General features: G+C 39.7%; 16 protein-coding genes. 8 read left to right on the forward strand and 8 right to left on the reverse strand.

Annotated features, from left to right (window positions below; all coding sequences use genetic code 11):
• Positions 1-38: 38 nt before the first annotated feature.
• Complete coding sequence (locus tag RMY16_RS18645; protein ID WP_322737661.1) at positions 39-4,049, reverse strand: DUF2157 domain-containing protein; 4,011 nt, start codon at positions 4,047-4,049, stop codon at positions 39-41.
• A gap of 189 nt (positions 4,050-4,238) precedes the next feature.
• Positions 4,239-5,831, reverse strand: coding sequence for a glycosyltransferase family 39 protein (locus RMY16_RS18650; RefSeq protein WP_322737662.1), 1,593 nt, complete (start codon positions 5,829-5,831; stop codon positions 4,239-4,241).
• A gap of 843 nt (positions 5,832-6,674) precedes the next feature.
• Here RMY16_RS18650 and RMY16_RS18655 point away from each other — a divergent pair.
• Positions 6,675-7,643 carry a TauD/TfdA dioxygenase family protein gene (locus RMY16_RS18655; RefSeq protein ID WP_322737663.1) on the forward strand — a complete coding sequence of 323 codons (969 nt, stop codon included), beginning with the start codon at positions 6,675-6,677 and terminating at the stop codon, positions 7,641-7,643.
• Between the two features lie 161 nt (positions 7,644-7,804).
• The gene (gene modA / locus RMY16_RS18660) at positions 7,805-8,593 is read left to right on the forward strand and encodes a molybdate ABC transporter substrate-binding protein (protein WP_322737664.1); all 789 of its coding nucleotides are present in this window, start codon (positions 7,805-7,807) and stop codon (positions 8,591-8,593) included.
• 37 nt (positions 8,594-8,630) lie between these two features.
• On the opposite strand, the gene RMY16_RS18665 is transcribed toward modA, so the two are convergent.
• From RMY16_RS18665 to RMY16_RS18680, 4 genes are all read right to left on the reverse strand, one after another.
• On the reverse strand, positions 8,631-9,188 hold the full coding sequence (locus tag RMY16_RS18665) for a peroxiredoxin (RefSeq protein WP_322665051.1): 558 nt from the start codon (positions 9,186-9,188) through the stop codon (positions 8,631-8,633).
• A gap of 57 nt (positions 9,189-9,245) precedes the next feature.
• Positions 9,246-9,488: a regulatory protein SipA gene (gene sipA / locus RMY16_RS18670; protein WP_289797541.1), complete on the reverse strand. Its 243-nt coding sequence runs from the start codon at positions 9,486-9,488 to the stop codon at positions 9,246-9,248.
• A gap of 256 nt (positions 9,489-9,744) precedes the next feature.
• The gene (locus RMY16_RS18675) at positions 9,745-9,942 is read right to left on the reverse strand and encodes a hypothetical protein (protein ID WP_322737665.1); all 198 of its coding nucleotides are present in this window, start codon (positions 9,940-9,942) and stop codon (positions 9,745-9,747) included.
• A gap of 33 nt (positions 9,943-9,975) precedes the next feature.
• On the reverse strand, positions 9,976-10,494 hold the full coding sequence (locus RMY16_RS18680; protein ID WP_322737666.1) for a P pilus assembly/Cpx signaling pathway, periplasmic inhibitor/zinc-resistance associated protein: 519 nt from the start codon (positions 10,492-10,494) through the stop codon (positions 9,976-9,978).
• A 336-nt stretch (positions 10,495-10,830) separates the two neighbouring features.
• Between RMY16_RS18680 and RMY16_RS18685 the strand changes: the two genes are divergently transcribed.
• The 3 genes from RMY16_RS18685 to RMY16_RS18695 all read left to right on the forward strand — a co-directional run bounded on the left by RMY16_RS18685 (position 10,831) and on the right by RMY16_RS18695 (position 13,485).
• Positions 10,831-12,096: a sensor histidine kinase gene (locus RMY16_RS18685; RefSeq protein WP_322737667.1), complete on the forward strand. Its 1,266-nt coding sequence runs from the start codon at positions 10,831-10,833 to the stop codon at positions 12,094-12,096.
• Complete coding sequence (locus RMY16_RS18690) at positions 12,096-12,758, forward strand: response regulator transcription factor (RefSeq protein WP_322737668.1); 663 nt, start codon at positions 12,096-12,098, stop codon at positions 12,756-12,758. Before RMY16_RS18685 ends, RMY16_RS18690 begins: the two co-directional genes overlap by 1 nt.
• 223 nt (positions 12,759-12,981) lie before the next feature.
• Positions 12,982-13,485: an O-acetyl-ADP-ribose deacetylase gene (locus RMY16_RS18695; protein ID WP_322737669.1), complete on the forward strand. Its 504-nt coding sequence runs from the start codon at positions 12,982-12,984 to the stop codon at positions 13,483-13,485.
• Positions 13,486-13,661: 176 nt separating this feature from the next.
• Here the strand turns inward: RMY16_RS18695 and RMY16_RS18700 are convergent, their stop codons facing one another.
• Positions 13,662-14,087, reverse strand: coding sequence for a nucleoside deaminase (locus RMY16_RS18700; protein ID WP_322737686.1), 426 nt, complete (start codon positions 14,085-14,087; stop codon positions 13,662-13,664).
• Between the two features lie 88 nt (positions 14,088-14,175).
• On the opposite strand from RMY16_RS18700, the gene RMY16_RS18705 reads away from it, so the two are divergent.
• On the forward strand, positions 14,176-14,967 hold the full coding sequence (locus RMY16_RS18705; protein WP_322737670.1) for an ion transporter: 792 nt from the start codon (positions 14,176-14,178) through the stop codon (positions 14,965-14,967).
• 120 nt (positions 14,968-15,087) lie between these two features.
• On the opposite strand, the gene RMY16_RS18710 is transcribed toward RMY16_RS18705, so the two are convergent.
• The gene (locus RMY16_RS18710; RefSeq protein ID WP_322737671.1) at positions 15,088-17,223 is read right to left on the reverse strand and encodes a tetratricopeptide repeat protein; all 2,136 of its coding nucleotides are present in this window, start codon (positions 17,221-17,223) and stop codon (positions 15,088-15,090) included.
• Positions 17,224-17,369: 146 nt separating this feature from the next.
• Here RMY16_RS18710 and RMY16_RS18715 point away from each other — a divergent pair, with 146 nt between their 5' ends.
• Both RMY16_RS18715 and RMY16_RS18720 read left to right on the forward strand, forming a co-directional pair.
• Positions 17,370-18,068: a rhomboid family intramembrane serine protease gene (locus RMY16_RS18715; protein ID WP_322737672.1), complete on the forward strand. Its 699-nt coding sequence runs from the start codon at positions 17,370-17,372 to the stop codon at positions 18,066-18,068.
• A gap of 426 nt (positions 18,069-18,494) precedes the next feature.
• The gene (locus tag RMY16_RS18720) at positions 18,495-21,116 is read left to right on the forward strand and encodes a PAS domain S-box protein (RefSeq protein ID WP_322737673.1); all 2,622 of its coding nucleotides are present in this window, start codon (positions 18,495-18,497) and stop codon (positions 21,114-21,116) included.
• Positions 21,117-21,590 lie beyond the last annotated feature (474 nt).

Genomic DNA, 21,590 nt, shown 5'->3' on the forward strand with positions numbered 1-21,590 from the left:
TGCGATCGCCTGTCTAATTAGTTTAATCCTTAACTGACCTATTCCCATGATTGAAATTCATCAATGGCGCTACGAATCAAGGAAGTTATTTGAGCGCGACGGTTTTCAAAGTTGGCGGCAATATAAATCAGTAAAATGCCAACTAGCAAGCCAACAACCCATTTTAAAAAGGAGTACTGCAAGCTGAAAATTACTGATTGATAGATTGTAGTAATTAAAAAAGTGGCTGTACCAATGTAGAGAAAAGCCCGTACTCGTAAAGCTAATCCAGCAAAAATCGCGATGAGACTAAAAACACCCGGTATCCAAGCTGTATTTTGATTAAATAAAATTGCCCACCCACAAATTAAACCACTCCCTAGCACTCTCAACAAATGACGAGATGTTTTGTACTCTGGTAGCTTCAGTTGGGTATCCACTTGAGCAATATAAAGCAGTGATAACCCAATTGGTATTACATACCACAAAGCATCAGTTAGGCGTAAAGAATCAAACCAACGGTAAAGTGCCCAATCAATCAACGCCACACTAATATAGGTGAAACGGATGTTTTCACCTACTTTTGCTAAAAAGATGTAAAATCCAGCTGCGAGTACTAAGGTAATGGGGTAAGTTTGCAGTCTGGTTTCCCATAAAATTATCAATGGTGTGATGTATGCAGCTTGTTGCCAAGGTCTTTTAGACCAACCCCAACTTTCCCAAGGTAGGATGTACAGAAAGTAGGCTACCACACAAGCGATCGCACCATTCCAAGGAACTAATGGCCCAGCCCAAAATCGCCCTACTGCTGTCTCTCGCCAATAAATTCTCATCCCGGCTACCTCTAATAAGCCAAGGTAAACCCACATCTCGGCGATTGTAATTCTTCCCAAGATACTGGGGGAAGTATGCGAATTTCGTCCCTGAAAGACAGCATAGCGAATCAAAAATACTCCAGTTCCCAATCCCACCAAACGGTTAACTGCAATGGGAAGAGGAATGGCAGCCATTAATAAACAGCTACTCCAAACCCAGTGAATATGGGCAATTCTTTTCAATTCTTGGGGAGTTAGGTGTAAGTAGCTGACAAGCCTTGGCGACAGAATGCGGTAAGCATACATGATACTTGCGCCAAGGGCAGACATGGCAATTAATCCATCACCTAATGCTCCTCCTGAAGCTTGTGACATTTGATAGAACAAAAGTTCATAAGCAGAAATTGATACGCCAATAATTCCTAAGTAAAGCAAGGGTTTAAAGCTCTCGCGCCGTCGCCCTACGCCAATAATAATTAAAGCGACACCCAAGGAATACAAACCTGTCCACTCGGTGAAGGTGTTCAAACGCAGCAATACACTAAATGCACTATAAATTAATGGCAAAATGTGAAGGCTGCTAGGAAACCTTTCTAATTGATGTCGTCGCCGCCACCACTCGCCGACAAGTTGAGTAATTAAACCCAAGGCGATGTTTGCAATTGCGATACTCACAATTGAGGGTTCCCCCAACCCTAGCACCTGAGCAATTAACAATTCCAAACACCAGCCAATACCATAAAATGCCCAATTTGTCGGTTCTCGCCAACTGCGATAAACAATGGCTGCCAAGGTAATTACAGTGGCAATTAAGAACAAAAATCCCGATGTCGTAAACCCTTGGTAAATCAGCACTGAGTGCAGCGTCAAACTTAATAATTCAACACTACATAAGGCGATCGCCCATTTATCGCTAGCGGCTGCATAGATAACTGCTAATTCGTTACTGCTTTGGTTTAAAACAGTGGTCACTGAGTTTACGGTGAGCGCAGTCGAACTGCGGCGCCGAAGTGTCCGCGCTAACCATAGACTGAGAGTTGCGATCGCTCCGACAACAAACCAACCAGCTACCGCTAGGCGAGGTAAACCAGTTACACCCGTCCACAGCAGCGCCCCAATGAAACTTAAAACAAACCCTTCTGTAATTACCGCAGATACTTGGTTTCGCAAATAGTGCGTATTTACAAACATTAATCCAGCACCTATAGCCAAACCGATTAATCTGATTCCTGGTAGTTGTAAAGTCAGTAACTGGGCAACTATTACAGCCAAGACACTCAAGTAACGGCTAGTAAGCCGCCGCTCTATAATTGCGGCATTGGCAACACCTGTGAGAGCTAAAGGCGTAACTAGCCATACAACTCCCCAATCAGATCGGTTATCAGTGATGCCGTACCAAGATGATTCTGAATTTATCCACAAGAGGAAAAAACTAGCTGCGGCTAATCCTAAACCGATATCCCATGCACTACGTTGCCACAGTCCTTCCTGCAAGCTGAATCGCCATTCTGCAACCATCAGAGTCAATAAAATAGTTGCCCAGCCTTGTTGAGTCAGGCTTGGGAATAACCAATTAATGGTAAAGCAAAACGTCAGCACCCCCATAATGTGAGTTAGGTATACCAGGGGAAGGGATGAGGGGGAGCGGCGTTGAGTAACGAATGCAAGAGTGGCGGTAGAAAATAGCAGATTTAGCGATCGCAATGCAGGATTTACTAGAGCGATCGTTGTTAAAAAAGCTCCAAATAACAGAGTGAGCAGTTCGCCAAATTTAGCTAATTCTCGCTTTTGGCGGCGATACAAATTATCTGTAAGCGCCACCATCAAAATTACGTAGGGAAATAAAGCTATACCCAGTAGCACCCAAGGTTCATTTTGAGAATTGGTGAGTTGGGTACTAGTTGCGATCGCTAATTTTTGTAAGTTATCAGGTACTAATCGCCAACCTAGCCAAATCGTCTCTAAGCCGATGACAAAAACCCCTGCAAAGTCTCGCTTTAAACTGTACCGCCACAAGCGACTCCCCACAAACCACAAACCCAAACCACTGACAGCTATTGCTTGCCAAGGATAATTTACAACCGATACCACCCAACCCAAAAAGAGTAAAACGCCCCCAAGTCTTTCCCAGAGTAACAGGGATGCGGGAGATGGGGGAGACAAGGGAGATGGAGGAGATATTAATGTTACTTCCCCTGCCCCTCTGCTCCCCTGCTCCTCTGCTCCTCTGCCCCCTGCCCTCCTCCTTCCCTGCTGTGCTAGCCAAGTCATCAACCAGCCGCAAATGCCAATAGCTAACCCCAACAGTGTGACATCTACCTTAGTAACAAAAATTGCCCGTACTAACAATACTATTAAAGAATAAATAATTACAGCAGCAGGTAAGCTAATACTTACCTTCTGACGATCGTCGTTGACAGTAGGAGGTTGTTGGAAAAGATTGTGATAAACGGTAATGATAGTTGTGCCAATGGTTGCCAGATAAACAGCAATTAAAGGAAATCCTCTTAACTGCCAACCCCAATGCAGATAACTCAGCCCTAGAATATTTATCAGAGGTAATTTGCCAGGATATAAATTGGCAAAAATAGTCCGATTTTTGGAGAGTAAAACAGTTATAGCAGTCAGGGTAGGACAGGCGATCGCAACTACAATCCAATCCACAGGATTTTGCCACAATTTGAAGCTATCCATTGCCCAAAAATTTACTGGCACTAACAAAAGAGTGGCAATCAGCAATGTCTGAGCCGTCAATCTGAGGTTATTTTGCCTAGTCGCCCAAAAGCTTAATCCCCAAAAACTCAAAGTATAAGCAAATAAAACCCCGTACTGTCCAGCAGCGGGAAACCTCGCCCATTGACTAGCAGCCAGTACCCCAGAAGATACAACTACCAAGAAAACCCCTAGAAAAAGTAACCAACGCACACTCAGTTCTGCCCCCAAGGACTGCAACATTGTGCCGATGAAGTTGGGTTTAGCTGGTTTTTGTTGTGGTTGTTTACGACTACTAGATTGTAAAGCGGCTATGGGTAACTGCTCCAATGGGTCGGAAGTTGCAAATATTACCTTTGTTTTAGCTTCAGCTTGGGGTTGCAACACCACCGCACACACCAGAAACTCTCGACATAACTGCCTAACCTGGGCATCAGATATCAGACCTAAACGCAGCCATATATCCAGTCCTTCTAATAACTGAGGATGGGAAGATGGCAGTCTGATTTCAAGGTTTAGCGGGCGCTCAAGGGGTGATGACATAAGCGGCAGCAGTACAAGTATATACTTAAATTATTTGTTTAATTAAAGTATATTTTTGCTCTAACTGTGCCACTTATAAGGCTAATTGATATTAATTTTTAACCTATGAGCAGTATTCAAATGCCAACCGTCTGCTTTTAGTTTTCACCTTGCAGTCTCCCAACTGCTAGATATGCCCCTATCCTTGGTTTAATTAGCTTTTGTTATTTTCCACAGAAAAGTGCTTACCTGCTGTAACTTTGAATTATAAACTTTTTCAATTCCAGCTTTTAAGAAATCAGACGGCTCGAACAAGAATAAAAATATGTCACTAAAGCCATTAGTAATTTCTGGTAACTGATTTTTTCCTACAATTTGAAATTGCACTTTTGGATCGATTAAGTTACTAAGTACTTGTAGTGGTGGAATGATGTTATCCTCATCACTAATTAAAAGCGGTTGCTTACCTTGATTAATAATGTGAGCCATTTTAGGATATTCTTGGTATTTTTCAGGGAATTGGTTCCACCAAATCTGCGATTGAGAGTGAACTAGACAAGATACAACTTCGCCCATAATTACCATAAACGCTACAATTGACCAAAACTTTTTTTGCCAAGCTTTAATAGAAATCGACGTAATTTTAGTAGTAAATAGGTAAGCAACAGCTAACTGTATCCCTAAAACGGAAGGAAGTGTATATCGACTAGTAGCATATCGCTTGAAAAAAACGAAATCTGTTATCAGTAGGGGAAGCCCTACAGATCCAATCAAGGTTAAGACAAATAACCAAACTTTTTTAGAGGTTCTTCGACACACAACATAAATTGAGTAACTGATTAAAGCTAAAAGAATTAAAATAAAAGGAATCAAGACAAACTTAAATTTTCCGGGTTCGTTAGGACTAATACCTAAATCAATAAACGCACGACTAAAGATACCAGCCCACCTTGCAAATGACATAAATACTGTTTGTTTAATATTCGTCCAAGTTACTGCTTCTGGCTGAGGGTTGGTAATAATAATCCAAATCCAAGGTACAAAACTTATAAAACCCACAAGCGATGATAGCAGGTAATAAATTGATGTTTTACTCAATCGGAAGCGTTCGATCGCAAGTACATAAATTCCTTGTGCAAAAGCAACCAAGGTAAAAAATAGATGAGTATAAAACCCTATTGATAATGTTGCTGCATAAATACACCAACTAACATTTGTTTTCAGGCGCATGGCTCGCAGCAGTGCTACGCTCGATATTAAGATGGCGACTATCGATAAACTGTACGCTCGCGCTTCTTGTGCGTACACGATATGAATAGGTGAAACGGCTATCAACCCAATAGCTATCCACCCTACTAATGAAGACTCAAATAATTCTTGACATAGCCAATAAAGACAAGGAAAGGCGAGCAGACTAATAAATGCTGAAAAACTTCTAATCGCTGCTACAGAATCACCAAAGCACTTTACCCAAAACTGGGTAATTAAAATGTATAGTGGCAAAATCTGCGAGTCTTCTACAATAACCCCTTTAATTGTAGCAATTGCATTTTTTTCAGGATTAGGATACTGGTATTTATGTAAATCTTCTATGCCGAGCAAACGGCCGTTACTTAATTGCTTCCTCATCTCTGACTGGGTATAGCCAGATATGCGTAATGATGAAAAAACTTCATCACCCCAATAAAGTTTTTTGTCAATGTTGACAAAGCGAAAAAATACACCTATTACTAGCAGGATGGTGATTAAAGAACGTAACCAATATTTAGAAATAGTCCATTTCTGTGAGAATTGCTTTTTCATGTAGTTTTCATTTTCCTCAAAGCCTTAATCAATCTTGGTTAAAAGGCAAATTATCATTTTTTATTAACTTGTTGATAATAAAAAAAATCAGTTTAGTATTTCTGAACAAAAAAGTTGGCTAAAATTAGAATTTATCCAACTTACAAATTAAATATAAGATATTATTTCCTTCTTCACTAAAATGAAATTTTCTATATTTTACTTAAAAATTTTCTCTGTCTAAAGAACAAACAAATATTAAATATTATTTTGCAGATTTTGCAACACTATAGTTGTAGGAAACACAATTGTTTCTTAGTAATCCTACAGTATAAGTTCATCAATAAATAAAATACTTGTGTTAAAAATAAAAAGTTCTCATAAAGTTTATATTAAAGTACTATAAATATATTTATGAGTAGCAAACAGTACAAAGATGCTAAGTAAGTCGGCATAAGTTCCAAAAAAAGCATTCGCAGCGAAAATTTATTGCTTGCTCTGTACCCATTTAATTACGTAACTTGCTTGTCACTGGAGGTGGGAAGCTTCTTAATATCTGTGTTCCGAGTTTTTACAAAACTCAGTGCTGAGTACCTCTAAATTACTCAGTACTTATATATTTGAATATTTGCCCCGCCCCTTGTAGGTGGTCTTTCAACTCAGTACTCTTCATTTGCCTTTGCCTGGGCTAAATCGACCATTGTTCCAGCAGCCTAAAATACAGTGTTCGTATACTACTGTAAATCTATCGACTTATAGTATGATATTTTGGTATGTAGCAATTAAACGCAAGCAACATATCTCAAGTAAACGGACGAGTGCAAACACCCTACCGTCTTATCGATCAAACTATGGAGAATTGACATGAGCAACAAACACATTGAAGTCAAACAGGTAGCAGGTTTCATCGGTGCCGAAATCAGCGGCGTAGACTTGTCGCGTCCTTTGCACGATGATGCAGTCAAAGAAATTCGTCAAGCGCTATTGAAGTGGAAAGTCGTATTCTTTCGCGGTCAAAACATCGATCATGCGGCACAGATTGCATTCACGGCTCGTTTCGGCGAAGTCACTTACGCACATCCCCACGAAGATGAGCCGATTGAAGGCTTCTCAGAAATCCTGCCCATTGACCGTAGCCGTTACGAGCGGCGCAATGGTCTGCGTCGTTCCAGCTACGAGAGCCGTTGGCACACCGATGTCACAGCAGTTGTCAACCCACCTGCGGCATCAATTTTGCGTGCGGTTAATGTCCCTAGCTTCGGTGGTGACACACAATGGACAAATTTAGTTGCAGCCTACGAGGGCCTGTCAGCACCCTTACGGGCGTTGGCAGACACATTAAAGGCCGAACATCGCTTCAATGCGCGTTTGAATTTGCCCAGCAATAGCAAGATTGCCCAGCGCATCGCAGCTAATCCCCTGGTTTCAATCCATCCAGTGGTAAGGGTTCATCCTGAGACTGGTGAACGCGCATTGTACGTCAACCCTGGCTTCACCTCGCACATAATCGACGTATCACGACAAGAGAGCGACCTGCTGCTTGAGTTGTTCTTCAACCAGATTACCAAGCCCGCCTACACCACCCGCTTCCGCTGGAATAACGGTGACATTGCGTTCTGGGACAACCGTGCCACTTCCCATTTGGCTCCTCAAGACTTGGATCATCTGGAAGTCGAGCGCGTCCTGTATCGCACTACCATCACGGGCGATGTTCCAGTTGGGCCTGATGGTTTCCGATCGCAAGTAGTTGAAGGTGAGGCGTTCAACAGCGAACTACCGACCGTATTGAAGAACAAAGCTGAGAAGTTAGAAGCAGTATCAGCACTTTCATAAACTACAGAGTGGTAAACAAGGGCTGCGCTGTTCGTAGCTCAGTTTACCTACTAAAGTTTTTCTAGCATAGTTTTACCGATATAGTTGGTTATAAGTTGGTATTTTGATACTATTTTACCTAGCGTCAATTTTATGTAAAAAACCCTTCAAACCCCTTTTCTATGAAAAGAAGACAAATTTTTGGCTTTTTGGGTATAGCGATCGCTGGCTTGCTGCTAGCAATTGGTTTACCGTTAGTTCCTTCTCCTGTAATAGCATCGAACACCAGCATACTTGTGTCCGCAGCCGCCAGCTTAAAAGAGGCACTAGAAGAAATTAAGCCTTTGTACCAACAAAGTAAATCAAATATCAATATTAATTATAACTTTGGAGCTTCTGGTGCATTGCAGCAACAGATTGAGCAAGGTGCGCCAGCGGATATCTTTATTTCTGCTGGCAAAAAGCAAGTCGATGCTTTGGAACAAAAAGGACTATTGCTACCAGGTAGCCGTACTAACCTAGCAAATAACCGTCTAGTCTTGATAGTGGCTCAGGATGTTGTCGGCATCAATAGCTTCCACAATTTAACAGATAATAAGATTAAAAAAATTGCGATCGGTGAACCCAGAAGCGTACCCGCCGGTCAATATGGCGAGCAAGTCTTGAAGAAATTGAAACTTTACGATCGCCTCAAGTCGAAATTGGTTTTTGCTAACAATGTGCGTCAAGTTTTAGCAGCAGTAGAAAGTGGTAACGCCGAAGCAGGTTTAGTTTATGCCACTGATGCCAAAATTTCCAATAAAGTAAAAGTCGCAGTTGCTGCTGATGATAAATTTCACTCGCCGATTGTCTATCCGGTAGCAATAATTAAAAGCAGTAAAAATACTTATGCTGCCAAAGAATTTGTCCAGTTTCTATCTGGCAGTGAAGCCAAAACTGTACTCAAAAAATATGGGTTTATTGTGAGTTAAAATAAGGGGCTTAAGCCCCTTGTTGATTAATTCAAGTTTAAGAAGCTGTGGACTGTAATTTTTCTAGTCGTGCCAGCACTTCTGAACTGTGAATAGTTGGGTTGACTTTGACAAAAGTCTCGCGCAAGACGCCTTGAGGGTCGATGATAAAACTGTGGCGCATAGATAAATAGCCAAGCCACGAACCATAAGCTTTACTTACTGAACCATCAGTGTCAGCCAACAGGGGGAATTTTAGTCCCTCTGAATCACAAAACTTGGCGTGAGAATCAATGTCATCAGCACTAACGCCAATAATCTGAGCGTTTTTTTCAAGGTATTGGGGTAAGTCTTGCTGAAAACGACGAGCCTCTATAGTACAACCAGAGGTGAAGTCTTTAGGATAAAAGTATAGGACTAGCCATTTACCGCGCAAGTCAGAGAGGGAAATTTTGCCATCACCTGTATTGGTTGGTAAAGTAAACTCAGGCGCGGGTTGATTAATTGCCGGAAGTTTACCACCCATAGCATCAGCAGCAGGGGTAAAATTCAGCCAGCTGATGATAGAAATACAGCTGGCAAATAATATGCTTAAAAAAGTGCGGCGGGAAATCATGGTGTAAACCAGAATCACAACTTTACACAAGTTTACAATTCTTGGTTGCGAGAAATCTTATTCTAAGTGAGATTCAGCAGGGGTATCTGTACTTTCGATATATTGACTATCTAGGAGAAAGACCCCCCTAGCAAAGCGAATCCCCCAATATCCACCGGGTCTGCGGTCAATGACTATACCTTCTTCACCAATATGAATTACATTGGGAGGGCGTAACATGGGCATAGGTTCAGCAGTTTTGACGTAGGCTGGTAGCGCCACAACACGGACTTTACTACCAATTGCGAATTCTTTGGACATCTTAATCAAGCTAGGAGTTTTGAATTAACTCATAACTCAAAACTAGCTTGAAAGTCTACTAAATTGGGCATCGGGCAAAATACTTTCGTTAGTGGATAGCTAGGGTTTAGCCCGTGCTGAGTAAAGAAATGAGATTCTCCACTCAAAACTCAGCACTCATCACTCAAAACTCAGCACTCAAAACTCAGCACTCAAAATAGGGAAAGGGAAAGGGGATAAAGTTTTTCCCCTTTCCGCATCTTCTGCAAGAAGTCTGTTAATTTTTGACTATGGAAAACAATACCTGGACATCAGTCAAGGGTAAGTGCCAAAGTAACTCTGGTTGCCAAGTATCTGGGTCAAAGCGAGAGTGACAACCGCGTTGGTATGCTTGCCAAAGTCTGTCCCAGGTAAATTGTTGTCGAGAATTTAGGTTTTTATGGATAACTCGCAACAGTCCTAGTCCCAGCATCAAGTTAGTTATTATTTTTTGAAAGATGATTAATTATTATTGAGGATTGCTTTGTTGACGGCGTGAAGGAGCATTTTGACGGAATTGCTCTAATTTTTGACGCTGTTCCGGGGTTAAGACTGCTTGAATCTGTTGTTTCTCAGACTCACGGATTTGTCGCATTTGGGTTTTTTGTGCTTCAGTCAGATTTAAGTCAGCAAAACCACCTTTTCCTCGACGTTGACCAGGTTGCCGTTGACCTTGACCTGTTTGCCCCTGAGCCTTACGCGCTTGCCACTCAGCCCGACGTGCTTGTTTCGCTGCCTCTAATTTTGCTTTTTGTTCTGGGGTCAAAACTGCTTCAAATTTGGTGCGGCTATCGCGGCGAATCGTCTGAATTTGGGCTTTTTGGGCATCTGTTAGACCCAACTCTTTCCAAGGGCCTTTTTCTTTTTGTGGAGTTTGTGCAAGTAACAGGGGTGAAGGAGAGGCTGTTTGAGCGTGAACAGCAAAGGAGGTTGCAGTTAAAGTTAAGGCGATCGCTCCAGCAACTAGCGATAATGCTTTGAGTTTCATGGTCTGGTGGGTTTTTCCTGGTTGGATGCCACCATCATAAGAACTTATCTTCAGCAGTTACATGAGGAGAAAGTCATGGTTATACCCATGACTTTAGTCATGATTGACAATAGATAGTTAAGAGTTAGAAGTTAGGAGTTAGAAGTTGTGAAAATTTTGATTATGATGATTTTATAAGTCATTATTTAGTTTATTATCTAACGCTTTTGCTCTGGGAATTTACTTTTGATTTTTCACTTAGCAAAAAAATGAAGCGTTTCAAGCATCTGCTTACATCTTCGGAATTATTAACTTCTAATTCCTAACTTATAACTTATAACTGGAGCAATGCGGCTAATGAGTCGTCCAATTGAAATTAAAAAACATCCTTTTCCATCTTTGCTTTATCTAGAGTGGACATTACTAGCAATCACCGCATTGACAGCTGTTATACCACCTCCGTTACGGCGATTTCGTCCCAAGCCTCTAGAGCTATCAATTTGTGGTGCATTTCCAGACTTGTCAGTTTGTAGCATATTGCCAGAGCTATCAATTTATAGTCTGATTATTTTTGCGGCAATGGGCTTAAAATTACCCAGAAAGAACCAGACAAATAAGATAATATATACAGTTATTGAATTTTTATTGATTTTAATTGTTGGACTTTTTGGGGAAAGATTTTCTCGGCTTTTTCCTTTTCTCTATATAATTTTAGTAACTCGTAGTTGTCTGATTTTTCAGTTAAATGGGCGCTTATTCGTTACAAGTTTGTCATTTGCTTTGTTTTTAGTTACTACACAACTAAAATATCAGTTATTCAATTTTCAAGCATCGCCGCAGGCACAAGAGCGATATCGATTTTTGATTTTGAATTCGTCGCTAGTATTTGGCTTAAGTTTGGTTTTTGTGTTGTTGATGATGAATGCAGTTTTGTCTGAACGGCAAAGCCGAGAAAAGCTAGCTCTTGCTAACGACAAACTCCGTCAATATGCGATGCAAATCGAAAATCAAGCTACCTTAGAAGAACGTAACCGCATTGCTCGTGAAATTCATGATTCATTAGGACACTCTCTGACTGCTTTAAATTTGCAATTAGAAACTGCTTTAAAACTATGGCAATCTAATCCAGGTAAGGCTGAAACATTTCTCGCAACTGCAAAAGAATTAGGTTCAAAGGCGCTAAAAGATGTTCGTCAATCTGTTTCTACTATGCGTTCTAATCCCCTACAAGAACAATCTTTAGAAGATGCGATCGCTAGTCTTTCAGAAAACTTTTATCGTTTTAATGGGATATTACCAACTTATCAAATCAATCTGGAATATTCTCTGCCACCTGAAATAAATACTGCTATTTACCGGATTACTCAAGAATCTTTAACTAATATATCTAAATATGCCTATGCCACAGAGGTAAAATTGGAACTTACTACGACTAAAGGCAATTTACAATTGATAATTCAGGATAATGGTAAAGGTTTTGACGTAGGGCAAAATACTACTGGTTTTGGACTTCATAGTATGCGCGATCGCACTTTAGCACTTGGAGGTCAGTTTAATATTAATAGCGCTCTTGGCTCGGGTTGCAAAATTACAGTTAATATTCCATTAACATGGTTAATATAATGATTAAAGTATTGCTGGTAGATGACCAAAGTTTAATTCGTCAAGGATTAAGAGCGTTATTGGAACTAGAACCAGATTTAGAAATAGTTGGAGAAGCAGAAAACGGTGAACAAGCAATTAATTTTGTTGCAGAATTTCAGCCAGATGTAATATTGCTAGATATCAGAATGCCGATTATGGATGGAGTTGCAGCCACGAAGGAGATTCAGAAACGTTTTGCCAAAACTAAAATTTTAGTATTAACGACTTTTGATGATGATGAATATGTATCAGCAGCTTTAAAGAATGGGGCTATGGGTTATTTATTGAAAGATACACCATCAGAAGAATTAGCTGTTGCTATTCGCGCCGTTCATAAAGGATATACGCAATTAGGCCCAGGTATAGTTAAAAAGCTGTTGACTCAATTTTCTCCTGTTGCACCAACTCATTCATCGCCTGTACCATCTAGTTTAGCTGAACTTACTCCTAGAGAAAAAGAGGTTTTGCGATTAATTGCTACAGGCGCTAGTAACCGAGAAATTGCTCACGGACTCTACATTTCTGAGGGAACGGTGAAAAATCATGTTACAAATATTTTAAACAGATTAAATTTGCGCGATCGCACTCAAGCGGCGATTTGGGCAAATACATATTTATCGTATTTGAATGAGCCAAGTTAAATAATTCGTAATTCTTTGCTCAACTACTTGTATAAATGAAAAAATCATAATTTACATATTAATAAAGTAGACAATAAATAATTGAATAAATTACAAAAAAGCAGGCGACCGCTCTGCTTAATGTGATGAGCGATCATTAAGCTTAAAGCTAAAACTGTATAGTAGACAACTATATACTAAACTTGTAGTGTATAGATTAGTCTTAATTGGGCTTAATTGTTTTATGGAAGTGATTTTGGGTGATATCACAAAGTTAAAAGTTGATGCCATTGTCAATGCTGCAAATACTAGTTTGCTTGGGGGTAGTGGCGTAGATGGAGCGATACACAAGGCATCTGGGTCGGGTTTAATTGATGAGTGTAGATCGCTTGGGGGATGTGAGATTGGCGATGCTAAACTAACCAAAGGATATCGCTTACCTGCAAGCTTCATTATTCATACGGTAGGCCCAGTATGGCGAGGAGGTAATCACGGAGAATCCGAACTTCTGGCTCAGTGTTATTATAAATGTATGCAAATTGCCGCAGATAAAGAGTTTAATAGTTTGGCATTTCCTTGTATTAGTACTGGCATTTATAAATATCCTAAAGCTTTAGCGGCTGAGGTGGCAGTGAAAATATGCGATGAACAGCTACAAAAGAATGGTCATCCACAAAGAATAATTTTTTGCTGCTATGACCCAGAAAACTATGGAATATATACAAATATTTTAGGAGTTACGCCTTGACAAAAGTCAAAAAATATTGACTAGGCAAACTAGTTTTAAACCGCAAAAATACAGAGTATGACACTTGCTTAAGAATATTTTTCAAATGGAGTAAAGTGTCCGTAGACTAAAGATAAAGAACAAGATTCTTCGAGTTACTTTGAAAAGATTATACCTAAAAATAAGTTTTTTATAGTTTATTTAAATAATTCCAAACATTCATTTTTTAAAACGTCTTTTGTGACTTTTATTTTCCGAAATGATTTAGCGATTACCTCTTCGCAAGATATACTAATTTGTGATTGATTTACAGTAATTAAATCTTGAATTGAAGCACCATATACAATCTCTGATAAACCACTCCAAACACAAGTAGTTGCACACATCGGACAAGGTTCGCCAGTTGTATATATGCTATAACCTTCTAAAGAGGGGTTTTTCAGTTTAGCTGTTAAACTACGAATAGCATTGATTTCTGCATGGGCTGATGGATCGTTGTCTCTCTTTACAGTATTATGAGCTACGGCAACGACTTCGTTATCTTTAACAATCACTGCACCATAGGGTGCATCGCCTTTTTTTGCTTCTGCCAATGCTAAACGCATAAAAGATTCTGAGTTCATATAAGCTGAGGTTAACATAAGGATAATGGTTAATAATATCGTATTTCTAATGTTATAACTGGGAATTAAGATGTTTTAATGGTCGAATATGTTACTGAGCAGACAAGAAACAGAATTTTACTTAGAAGACCTAGAAACACCAATAGGTAAAGCAATTAATTTAACCCTTGCCTCTTTGGTGCTAATATCATCAGGAATTTTTGTGGCAGAGACATATAATATTCCTGATTATATGCGGTTTCAGTTAAATGTAGCTGATACTGCGATCGTTATCATCTTTGCTGTGGAATATTTGCTTCGCCTGTGGAGTGCGGAAAATAAAATTAAGTATATTTTTAGCTTTTATTCGATTATTGACTTAATGGCGATTCTGCCATTTTTTCTAGGTATGGTGGATATTAGCTTTATCCGTCTATTACGATGGTTTCGGATTTTACGATTAATTAGATTTATAGATAAAAAGTTTTTATTCACTAGTATCAGCAATGAAGATGGGATGATTTTTGCGCGAATATTATTTACATTATTTGCAATTGTTTTTATTTATTCTGGCTTAATTTATCAAGTCGAGCATCCGGTTAATCCTGAAAATTACGGTACATTTTTGGATGCATTCTACTTCTCTGTTGTCACAATGACAACTGTAGGATTTGGCGATGTTATTCCAATTTCGGAATTAGGACGCTTGCTAACAGTATTGATGATTTTTACCGGAATTGCATTGATTCCTTGGCAAGTGGGGGATTTAATTAAGCAAGTAGTGAAAACTGCTAATCAGGTAGAAATAGTTTGTTCGGGTTGTGGTTTAGCTTTCCATGATGTAAATGCTGGGTTTTGTCAGAGATGCGGGACTAAGTTACCTAGTCGCAGGATTGATTAAACATCTGGTGAAATTAAATATGCGTTATCCATCATCCTTGGAGAGATGTAGCACTGCTACGTCTCTCCATTCTTTTTAACTCCTATAAGATATCTCCCTTGATGAAAACCCAGGTTCAGTTTAGGGTGTCGTCTGCGGTGGATTGGTGGAATTAGGAAATGGAAGAGTTGGTACAATTACAGGTACAGGTTGTGCTTTTTCGCCTTGCAGTTGAATTTTGGCTTGATTGCGGCCGTCTATTGCTTGTTGGTAATTAGGCTTGTATTTTATTGCTCTATCATAAGAAGCGATCGCATCTTGAAACCGTTTTAAATTTAATAGAGCATTGCCTCTACTATACCAGCTTTCGGAATGGTCTGGTTTAGAACGAACTGCCTTATTATAAGACGCGATCGCATCTTCGTATTTCTGCAATATGTATTGTGAATTTCCTAAATTATACCAGAGTTGATAGTTATTTTGCTTAATTGTCGCCGCTTTACTATAAGCTTTTATTGCTTCTTCATAGCGTTGGTTTTGATGCAGCGACCATCCCAAATTATACCATGCTTGATAGCTTCTGGGGTTGTATTTAATTACTTGATTAAAAGATTCAATCGCTTCTGGATAACGCTGTAAATTCAGCAGTATATTACCTCTAGATAACCAAGCTTGGTAATAATCTGGCTGATATTGTACCGATTTATCATAAGCTGCAAATGCATCTTGATAGCGTTTTAAATTGACTAATGCATTGCCCAAATTATACCAGGCTTGCTCGTAATCTGGTTTTAAATCAACGACTTTTTGATAGGCTGCGATCGCTTCTTCATATTGCCTAGAATTCTGCAAAGCTAATCCTTTTTTATACCAAGCTTCGTAATTGTCTGGTTTGAGTTCAATTGCCTTTTCATAAGACTTAATTGCCTGGTCATATTGGTTTAAATTGCTGAAAGCTTCACCCCTAGCATTCCAGACTTCTGAGTTGTCATTCTTTAATTCTAAGGCTTTATCAAAAGAGGCGATCGCTTCTTGATATCGCTGTAAATTTCCCAATACAGTACCACGTCCAATCCAAGCATCTAAATAATCTGGCTGAATTTGAATTGCTTTGTCATACGCCACTAATGCGTCTTTATATTTTCTTAATTTATTTAGTGTTTTGCCTTGACCATTCCAAGCTTGAGCATAATCTGGTCTGAGATTAACGGCTTTTTCATATACTTCTAGCGCGTCTTGATAGCGTTGTAAATCAAAAAATGTATTTCCTTGTTTAGATAATTCTATAGCATTATTTGAATTAATGTAATTCCAAATAAATATTGATGCTACTGTGCCAACAGTAAAGAAAAATATTGTTAGTAAAATTTTACCTAAAATACCTTTTTTTGGTTCAGGTTTGTTGATATTTTTTGGTGGAGAAGGAGGAGTTAGCGCGATTGTCTGAACAGGTGGTTGTCTTAACTCTTTCAGCGCTTGTAATGCCACCGTTGCCGAAGGATAGCGTTGCCGAAAGTCGTAGCACACCATTTTATCTAAGAATTGAGCAAATTCTGGTGTTACTGTAGCTTTATCGTGCCAGATAATTTCATTAGTATCAGCATCTTTTACTATTTCCTCTGGTGATAATCCAGTCAAAGCTTGAATAGCAATTATTCCCGTAGCATAGATATCACTGCTTAATTTTGGCGTACCATGAGCTTGTTCGCCAGGAATATATCCAGGCGTACCGATAGCTACTGTTGCTAAAGTTTGACCTTGGGGAGTAATAACTTGAGTTGTAATTTGTTTCACTGCACCAAAATCAATTAAAATTAATTTGCCATCTGGTTGGCGTCTGAGGATATTGTGGGGATTGACATCACGATGAATTACATTCTGTTGATGGACAAATTCTAAGATTGCTAAAAGTTCTTGTAAAAGTGAAATGACTTCTTCTTGACTTAGGGTTTTACCTGATGTTAATTCTTGACTCAGGTCATGACCTTCGATCAATTCCTGTACAAGATAGAATTCAGCATTTTCCTCAAAATAAGCTAAAAGTTGGGGAATGCGATCGTGAGTTCCTAATTTATACAGAACTTGTGCTTCCGTATCAAATAAACGCCTAGCTGTTTCCAAAGTTACTGGATCGCTTGCCTGGGGTTTGAGTTTCTTAACAACACATAGAGGTGAACCGGGTAATTGTGTATCACAAGCCACAAAAGTTTCACCAAAACCCCCACCTCCCAAGTTACTAATAATTTGGTATCTTCCTACAAGTGTGTTTCCTAGCATCTTGTTTGCCTAGTTAAGTGCGATGCGATCTGATTTCAATCTTGCCACACGTTAAGCAGGAGTGAGGGGTAAGGGAGACAGAGGAGGCAGAGGAGGCAGGGGAAGAAAACTAATGACCAATGACTAATGACTACTGACAAATCTATATGATTCCTATTAGTGATAATATTCGGTGTCGAAACAAACCAATTATTAATTACTGGTTGATTGGCATTAACCTGGCTGTATTTTTATGGGAACTTAAACTAGAGTTTAGCGGTCAATTAGGCCATTTTGTCAATACTTGGGGTGTGATCCCAGCGCAGATTAGTGGAGCAGTTAATAATGCTCTCTTTTTCAACTCTGCTGCTTGGATAGTTGTCATCTGGCGGGTATTTACCCTATTTTTTGGCATATTTCTGCACGGCAGTTTTAGTCAAATATTAGGAAATTTACTATTTTTATGGGTTTTTGGGAAAACTGTAGAAAATCTTCTAGGACACGGACGCTATCTAGGATTTTATCTGGCTGCTGGTGCGATCGCAGGGGTAATACAAATTCTGGTTGAACCGAGTTTGACAGTTCCATTGATTGGGGCAAATGGTGCGATCGCAGCTATTTTAGGAGCATATATTATGAAGTTTCCTAAAGCTAAAATTGACACCGTTTTGCCGCTTATAATCTTGTATATCCCTATCCAATTGCCAGCCTTTTTCTATATATTTTGGTGGTTTGTGCAACAATTTTTTTATGGTATTGGGAGTTTAAATATTCCTCCTGTTGGCGTAAATCAATCGGGTGTTGTCTTCTTAGGGCAATTTGTGGGATTATTAATTGGTGCAGCTTTTATACGATTGAAAAGATAAATTTTATTTAGCTATCTAGCTATTTTGTAGGGTGGGCACTATTAACTGACTTGTGTCAAAAAGAAAGATCGATTTTGAGATTTTTGTCAGTGATTACCTTACAGTCCTTAAAACTCATATATACCTTTTGGCTGAAATAATTAATCTGCTTTTGTTTAGTAAAGCATATAGTCAATAGGCAGATTGATTAGCTCAATGATTTTTAATTTTTTATATACCTTTTGATAGATTACATTTGATAGCAAAAAAGTTCATAGATTAAAATAGTAGAATACGGTGTAAATAAACCACCCATTCACATTAATGTAACGCTTACGATGTATTTATTTATAATAATTTTTAATTTTTAATTTGTAATTCCGCCTTGCGGTACTAGGGAATACCTACTCTGAAAGTCGATATTGTTAAATATTAGCGGTGTACGATATGCAAAATGTTGAGAAAATTAACTTTCAACTTAATGATGAATTAGCTGTTTTGCGGCAGCGTGTAGCTGAGTTAGAGCAATCAGAGATATTTTATCAACAAAGGCAAACAGTTCTTGAGGAACAATTAACAGAGCTAAAAATAAAACTGTCGCTAAAACTAGAAAGTCCCCATATTAAAGTTAAGGAAACATGTGTACATCTCATGCCAACAGATGTAGCAAAAATTATAGAGCAACTCCAACAAGAAATTGCAGAGCGACAGCAGTTAGAAGTAGTCCTGAGAGAGAGTGAAGAACGGCTGAGGCTAGCTCTAGATGTATCCCAGATGGGCTTGTGGGATTGGAATATTATTACCAATAAAGTCATCTGGTCAGGAAATTATGAACTACTTTTTGGTGTACTTCCAAGTAGTTCTGATAGTCCTTATGAGACGTTTAAAAAGTGCGTTCATCCTGAAGATAGCCAATCTGTAATGCAAGGGATCGCCCACGCTTTCACACACAAGACTGACTACAATGATGAATTTCGCATAGTTCGCTTAGACCAAAGTACACATTGGATTTCTGCCAAGGGGAAATTTATCTATAATAGTCAAGGGCAAGCGGTGCGAATGATCGGCGTTTGTATGGAAACTACTGTGTGTAAGCAGGCAAAAGAAAGTACTCGCGAACTCACAACACAAGTCCAAGAACAGGCAAATATTTTAAATGCCATCCTCACCGCTTCAGTCGATCATATTTATATCTTTAATCGCCAAGGTTGCTATCAGTATGTTAGTCATGATGCAGCGACTGTACTAGGTTTAAATCCCCAAGATATTATCGGCAAAACTTTGCCAGAACTGGATTTACCCACAGACTTAATAACGCAGGTAGATAATCAACGACAAGCTGTGATGAAAACTGGGCAGCCGCTAAAAGATGAGTGTAAATATGTTACTCGTGATGGCGTACATTATTATGAATATATTCTCACACCATTACGGAATGTTGACCAAAGTATTGAAGGCGTAATTACTGTTTCTCGCGATATTACCGAACACAAACGGGCAGAGAAATCATTACGTGAAAGTGAAGCACGATTTCGGCGTTTGTTTGAATCTAACCTGATTGGAGTCGCTTTTTGGACTGTAAATGGTTTCATCATTGATGCCAATGATGCCTTTCTTCAACTAGCTGGCTACACTTGTGATGAATTTGCTACTTTAGGCAGAATTAATTGGAGAGAACTTACTCCTGTTGAGTACCAGGATTTAGACGATCGCGCCCTTTTGGAGGTGCAAACCGCTGGAATTTCCAGAATTTACGAGAAAGAATATATTCACCGCAACGGCAAGCGAGTACCAATTGTTTTGGGGATAGCTTTGCTAAATGACTCCCAAGACAACGGTGTTGCTTTTGTACTGGACATAACCGAGCGCAAATTGGCTGAAAAAGAATGCGATCGCCTACTCGGCTGCGAAAGGACAGCACGACAACAAGCAGAAATCGCCAACAAAATTAAAGATGAATTTCTGGCGGTTCTCTCTCATGAATTGCGAACCCCACTCAACTCCATTCTGGGATGGTCGAAAATGCTGCGGACTCGCAAGTTTGATGAAAAAACTACTCATCATGCCTTAGAAACCATTGAACGCAACGCCAAGTTACAAACCCAGCTAATTGAAGATTTGTTGGATGTGTCGCGCATTCTCCAAGGAAAATTAAACTTGAATATCTGTCCTGTCAGTTTGGTAATGGTAGTTGAAGCAGCAATAGAAACAGTAAAATTAGCAGCACAAGCCAAGTCAATTCAAATTCAGACGGTATTTGATGCCAATTTGGGACAAGTGATGGGCGACCCTAATCGGCTGCAACAAGTTGTATGGAACTTGCTTTCTAATGCGGTAAAATTTACACCAACAGGCGGACGGGTAGAAATTCGACTCATGGAAGTTGGTAATCAGGCTCAAATTCAGGTCAGTGATACAGGTAAGGGAATTAGCCTAGACTTTTTGCCTTATGTGTTTGATTACTTTCGCCAAGCTGATGGCACAACTACACGGACATTTGGTGGACTAGGTTTAGGACTAGCGATCGTGCGTAAGGTTGTAGAAATGCATGGGGGAAATGTTCAAGCCGAGAGTCTTGGAGAAGGATTGGGTGCAAGCTTCACTGTCGAGTTACCGCTTTTGCTTAGAAGCGAACAGGTTCGGGGTGAAGAGAATGAGTTTTCATATTCTGAGCCTGAATCCCCGCTGCTTGCGGACACTCAAGTTTTGGTAGTTGATGATGAACCAGATATCCGCGATTTAGTTACCTTTATATTGCAAGACTACGGTGTAGAAGTAACCGCCGTATCATCAGCACAAGAAGCACTACAAGCACTGTCTGAGTCGATACCCGATGTTTTAATTAGCGATATTGGAATGCCAAAAACAGACGGTTATATGCTGATGCGTGAAGTGCGATCGCGATCCCCTGAACAAGGAGGAAACGTACCAGCGATCGCTCTGACAGCTTATGCAGGGGAAATGAATCAGCAGCAAGCATTAGCCGCAGGATTTCAAATGCATATCTCTAAACCAGTAGATCCAGATGTATTGGTAAAAGCGATCGCTGATTTGATTGAACCAAGTTGATACTAAATCTGTTTTTGAAGTAATAGACTTTTTGCATGAATCAAAAGCCCTCACCCTAAATCCCTCTCCCAAGCTTGGGAGAGGGACTTTGAAATTCGCTCCCCTTCTCCCAATATTCTACGGTGTACACACAAGTCGAAAAAAGCTTGATTTTCCATTGTTTTCTCGTTGATCTCGTTCCCATGAAGAGCATGGGAATGCCTGATTTAGAGGCTCTGCCTCCAGTCAGATATTGAGTCTCTGACTCAATGAATGCATTCCCAGTCTCCGACTGGGAACGAGGAAAAACAGGAAAGTCTTATCAAGCTAGGTTTTTAGGACTTGTGTGTACACCGTAGCATCCGTGAGAGGGGAGCTAGACATTCAAATTCCCCTCTGAAACGCAAAGGAACGCAGAGGTTTAACGCATAGGCGTTTCGCCTTCCCGCAGGGTAGGTACGCAAAGTTATTCTCTGCGTACCTCTGTGGATGAAA

Origin of the sequence: Nostoc sp. DedQUE12b (genome assembly GCF_034530835.1) — a bacterium.
Lineage (GTDB): Bacteria > Cyanobacteriota > Cyanobacteriia > Cyanobacteriales > Nostocaceae > Nostoc.

Bases quoted from the DNA above. Each gene is read 5' to 3' on its own strand.
- RMY16_RS18645 (WP_322737661.1), bottom strand. From the start codon at position 4,049: ATGTCATCACCCCTTGAGCGCCCGCTAAACCTTGAAATCAGACTGCCA.
- RMY16_RS18650 (WP_322737662.1), bottom strand. From the start codon at position 5,831: ATGAAAAAGCAATTCTCACAGAAATGGACTATTTCTAAATATTGGTTA.
- RMY16_RS18655 (WP_322737663.1), top strand. From the start codon at position 6,675: ATGAGCAACAAACACATTGAAGTCAAACAGGTAGCAGGTTTCATCGGT.
- modA (WP_322737664.1), top strand. From the start codon at position 7,805: ATGAAAAGAAGACAAATTTTTGGCTTTTTGGGTATAGCGATCGCTGGC.
- RMY16_RS18665 (WP_322665051.1), bottom strand. From the start codon at position 9,188: ATGATTTCCCGCCGCACTTTTTTAAGCATATTATTTGCCAGCTGTATT.
- sipA (WP_289797541.1), bottom strand. From the start codon at position 9,488: ATGTCCAAAGAATTCGCAATTGGTAGTAAAGTCCGTGTTGTGGCGCTA.
- RMY16_RS18680 (WP_322737666.1), bottom strand. From the start codon at position 10,494: ATGAAACTCAAAGCATTATCGCTAGTTGCTGGAGCGATCGCCTTAACT.
- RMY16_RS18685 (WP_322737667.1), top strand. From the start codon at position 10,831: ATGAGTCGTCCAATTGAAATTAAAAAACATCCTTTTCCATCTTTGCTT.
- RMY16_RS18690 (WP_322737668.1), top strand. From the start codon at position 12,096: ATGATTAAAGTATTGCTGGTAGATGACCAAAGTTTAATTCGTCAAGGA.
- RMY16_RS18695 (WP_322737669.1), top strand. From the start codon at position 12,982: ATGGAAGTGATTTTGGGTGATATCACAAAGTTAAAAGTTGATGCCATT.
- RMY16_RS18700 (WP_322737686.1), bottom strand. From the start codon at position 14,087: ATGAACTCAGAATCTTTTATGCGTTTAGCATTGGCAGAAGCAAAAAAA.
- RMY16_RS18705 (WP_322737670.1), top strand. From the start codon at position 14,176: ATGTTACTGAGCAGACAAGAAACAGAATTTTACTTAGAAGACCTAGAA.
- RMY16_RS18710 (WP_322737671.1), bottom strand. From the start codon at position 17,223: ATGCTAGGAAACACACTTGTAGGAAGATACCAAATTATTAGTAACTTG.
- RMY16_RS18715 (WP_322737672.1), top strand. From the start codon at position 17,370: ATGATTCCTATTAGTGATAATATTCGGTGTCGAAACAAACCAATTATT.
- RMY16_RS18720 (WP_322737673.1), top strand. From the start codon at position 18,495: ATGCAAAATGTTGAGAAAATTAACTTTCAACTTAATGATGAATTAGCT.